Origin of the sequence: Vibrio sp. V43_P6S15P86 (assembly GCF_009904725.1) — a bacterium.
Classification (GTDB): domain Bacteria; phylum Pseudomonadota; class Gammaproteobacteria; order Enterobacterales; family Vibrionaceae; genus Vibrio; species Vibrio diabolicus.
Map to the genome: position 1 here is coordinate 1 of NZ_WXWT01000184.1, position 3,645 is coordinate 3,645.

Consider the following 3,645-nt stretch of genomic DNA (forward strand, 5'->3'; position numbering starts at 1 on the left):
AATGGAACTTTAAGGAAGGTGGATAAAAATCAATCAGATATTTGATATATAATCGCTCGTTTTTTATTCATGCCAACGATATTTGGATTAAAAAATCTTATCCATACCTAGGTGAATTACGGTCCTAAATACCACATCCTTCACCGACATATGAGAAGGTTTCTCATTATCTAGGATTCAGATACAAAAAAGCCGCGGGTGTTTACCGCGGCTTTGTGACTATTTATTCAAAAGAACCTTTAGTTCAAAGCAATTATGCGTTTGCTTCACGCTCAGCAATGAACTCAAGCGCCATCTTAATACGAGCAACACAACGCTCTTTGCCAACCAGTTCCATTACTGCATCGACAGAAGGAGATTGACCGCCGCCTGTTACAGCAACACGTAATGGCATACCGATTTTGCCCATGCCAATTTCTAGCTCTTCACAGACTGCTGCGATAACGCCATCTTTGATGTTTGCTGTTGTCCACTCGGTCAGTGCTTCAGCTTTCGCTAGAGCAAGCTCTAGAGGCTCTTTAGCCACACCGCGTAAGTGTTTCTTCGCTGCGCCCGCTTCAAACTCAGAGAAATCTTCGTAGAAGTAACGGATTTGCTCAGCTATCTCAACCAGCGTGTTGCAACGCTCACCCACTAGCTTGATCACGTCAGTGATAGCAGGACCATTCGTTACGTCTAGTTTTTGTTGATCTAGGTGCCATTGTAGGTGCTCTGCAACGTACGCAGGATCTGAATTTTTGATGTAATGGTTGTTCAACCATTGCAGTTTGTCCGTGTTGAAGGCAGACGCTGACTTAGATACTGCGTTTAGGCTAAATAGATTGATCATCTCTTCTTGAGAGAAGATTTCTTGGTCACCATGAGACCAACCAAGGCGCACTAGGTAGTTGTTTAGTGCCGCCGGCAGGTAACCCATATCGCGGTATTGCATGACTGATACAGCGCCGTGACGTTTAGACAGTTTCGCGCCGTCATCACCCAGGATCATTGCACAGTGTGCAAATGTTGGTACTGGCGCACCTAGTGCTTCGTAGATGTTGATTTGACGAGGCGTGTTGTTGATGTGGTCTTCGCCACGAACAACGTGAGTGATACCCATGTCCCAGTCATCCACTACTACACAGAAGTTGTAAGTAGGTGAACCGTCAGTACGACGAATGATTAGGTCATCCATTTGATCGTTGCGGATTTCAATGCGACCACGGATTTGATCATCAAATACTACGCTGCCTTCTTTCGGGTTACGGAAACGGATAACACATGGATCGCCATCTTTTGCCGCTTCGTTTGCTGCTTTGATTTTTGGATGGTTAGCATCGTAGCGAGGCATTTCTTTATTTGCTTCTTGCTCTGCACGGATTTCATCTAGCAGCTCTTTAGACGCGTAACATTTGTAAGCTTTGTCTTCAGCAAGAAGCTTATCAACCATTTCGTTGTAACGGTCAAAACGTTGAGTTTGGTAGTAAGGACCTTCATCCCACTCCAAGCCTAGCCATTCCATGCCTTCAAGAATTGCATCAACCGCTTCCTGAGAGTTACGCTCAAGGTCTGTATCTTCGATACGTAGAACGAATTCACCACCTTGGTTTTTAGCGTATAGCCAAGAGTAAAGTGCAGTACGCGCACCACCAACGTGTAGATAGCCAGTTGGGCTAGGAGCAAAACGAGTTTTAACCGTCATTTGAGTTCCTTAGGGGTAATGAGCAACGAGAGATCTCTCGTTGTAATGTCAAGGATAAAAGTGGCGACATTTTACCACCGTAAGTCAATTCTACAATCGGTTTGACACCAGAAATACAAACAGGGCAGCACCAATAAAGGTACTGCCCTCCTATTTACTGTTAAAGTGCAGAACGAAATTACTTCAGGTTACGCATCGCCCATTGCATAAATTCTTGCTGCTCTTCACGGCTTAACTCATTAAACGATGCTTTGATTGTTTTGGTTTCCGCCGGAGAAGACGCAATGCTTGCCTTGGTCGATTCTTTGTTCATTGCATTGTTATAGTCAGCCACTTCTCGCTCGTAATCACGAAAGCCTTGCAAGCCACCTTTACGAAGTTGAACCATAGAGAATTCCACTTCTTTTCCGTGTTTGTCTTTCAATACCACTTTTGGATCGAGTTCAAAAGCTTTCGCTTCTTCGATGGTACGGAACGCTTTGTAAGTCAGCGATAGCTCGGCGTCTTTTTCTGCTTCAAACTCTAATACCAGTGGCTGCGAATCGAACTTACGGCGCTTGCCATCTTCAAAGACAATTTGTCCAACCGTCACCGCCAACTGATTTTCCCCGTCCTTCAGCTCGATGCTGTTATTTTTGGAAATCCACTCAGGGTACACGAACTCACCGTTGAGAACGCGAGGAACCAGTTCAGCTTGCAGAGTCAGTTGAGCAGCAAAAGCAGGCGCAGAAAGCATTGCGCAAAGTCCGAGAAGTGTCGTTGTTTTTTTCATCGTGGTTTCTCACTTTATACCAATTTAGATAAGCCTCTGAAACTTACAGGCCAGTCATTCCAAAGGCTTATTTGAATCAGTATCAAGACAAAAAGGGCGTTTCCGCCCTTTTAGCTGCTTCTTTATTAGAAGTAGTATTCAACACCCACAGAGAACTCATCGTAGTCCGCTGATTTCCAACGCGCTTCTGTTGGTTTATCCAGTTGATATGCACCGTCGCCAAAGTCTAGAGTACGAGCACGTACGTAAAGCACTGCCGATGGGTCTACGAAATACATAACTTGTGCAGATAGTACATCGTCTGCTGTATCGTTAATTGTCTTACCATCACGCTCTAGATCAAAGTTCGCTGCGTAAGCCAGTTTGTATTGCCAATCACCTGTGGTGTACATGATAGCGGCAGACATTGCGTCTTGCTTCTCACTCACGCCGTTGCTTGCGTCAGCTTCCATGTATTTGTATTGCGCGAAGAAAGAAATACCGTTATCAAACCAGCCTTGAGCACCCACCAAGTATGTGTTGTTTTCCCACGTTTGGCCTTCCATCTTAATGTTACGGTTACCCTCGTATGCGGCATCTAACTGAATTGGACCAATTTTGTAGTGCGCTGCGATACCACCCCAGTAATCATCACCCTCACCCAGACCCGCTTTGTCACCTGCACCAGCCGCAATATCTAGAGAGAATTTGTCTGCATACATTGGCGAGTCCCAACGAATGGTGTTTGATTGACGGTCTTGATACTTAGCACCACCAATTGCACCACCCCAGTCGTAAACGTCACCGAGACCTGGGTTAGATGCAGGCCAGTCAACCAATTCGTACATCGGTGTTAATACACGACCTAAACGAACTTGACCCCAAGATGCACTTTCAAAACCGACGAATGTATCACGTTCACCAAGACCTGCACCCTCGCCGCCAAAGCTAGGGTCAACGTAACCACCTTCGATTTGCCAAATAAAAGTAGGGCCGAAGTTAGCAAATTGTTTTTTACCACGGAAACCGATGCGAGATTCGTTGTTTAGCTGCATGCCACCTAGATCATCGTCCGTTGCTTTGTTGCCAGAATCGTAATCGCGGTACGCGGCCTGCATCGCGATGATCCCGTAAACTTCATAAGAGAATGAATCTTTGGTTAGGAACTCTTTTGCTGCGTCACTGTTTGCACCATCAGCAAATGCAGCACCAC

At 45.6% G+C, this 3,645-nt stretch carries 3 protein-coding genes; all 3 read right to left on the reverse strand.

Features of this window, described 5'->3' with window-relative positions:
* Positions 1 to 253 precede the first annotated feature (253 nt).
* Positions 254 to 1,681, reverse strand: coding sequence for a glutamate--tRNA ligase (gene gltX / locus CAG69_RS07985; protein WP_161443600.1), 1,428 nt, complete (start codon positions 1,679 to 1,681; stop codon positions 254 to 256).
* A 178-nt stretch (positions 1,682 to 1,859) separates the two neighbouring features.
* A complete protein-coding gene (locus tag CAG69_RS07990; RefSeq protein ID WP_048626113.1) occupies positions 1,860 to 2,453 on the reverse strand; it encodes a YccT family protein in 594 nt (197 codons plus the stop codon).
* Positions 2,454 to 2,578: 125 nt separating this feature from the next.
* A partial coding sequence (gene chiP, locus CAG69_RS07995) for a chitoporin (protein WP_161443602.1) occupies positions 2,579 to 3,645 on the reverse strand: 1,067 nt, incomplete at its 5' end.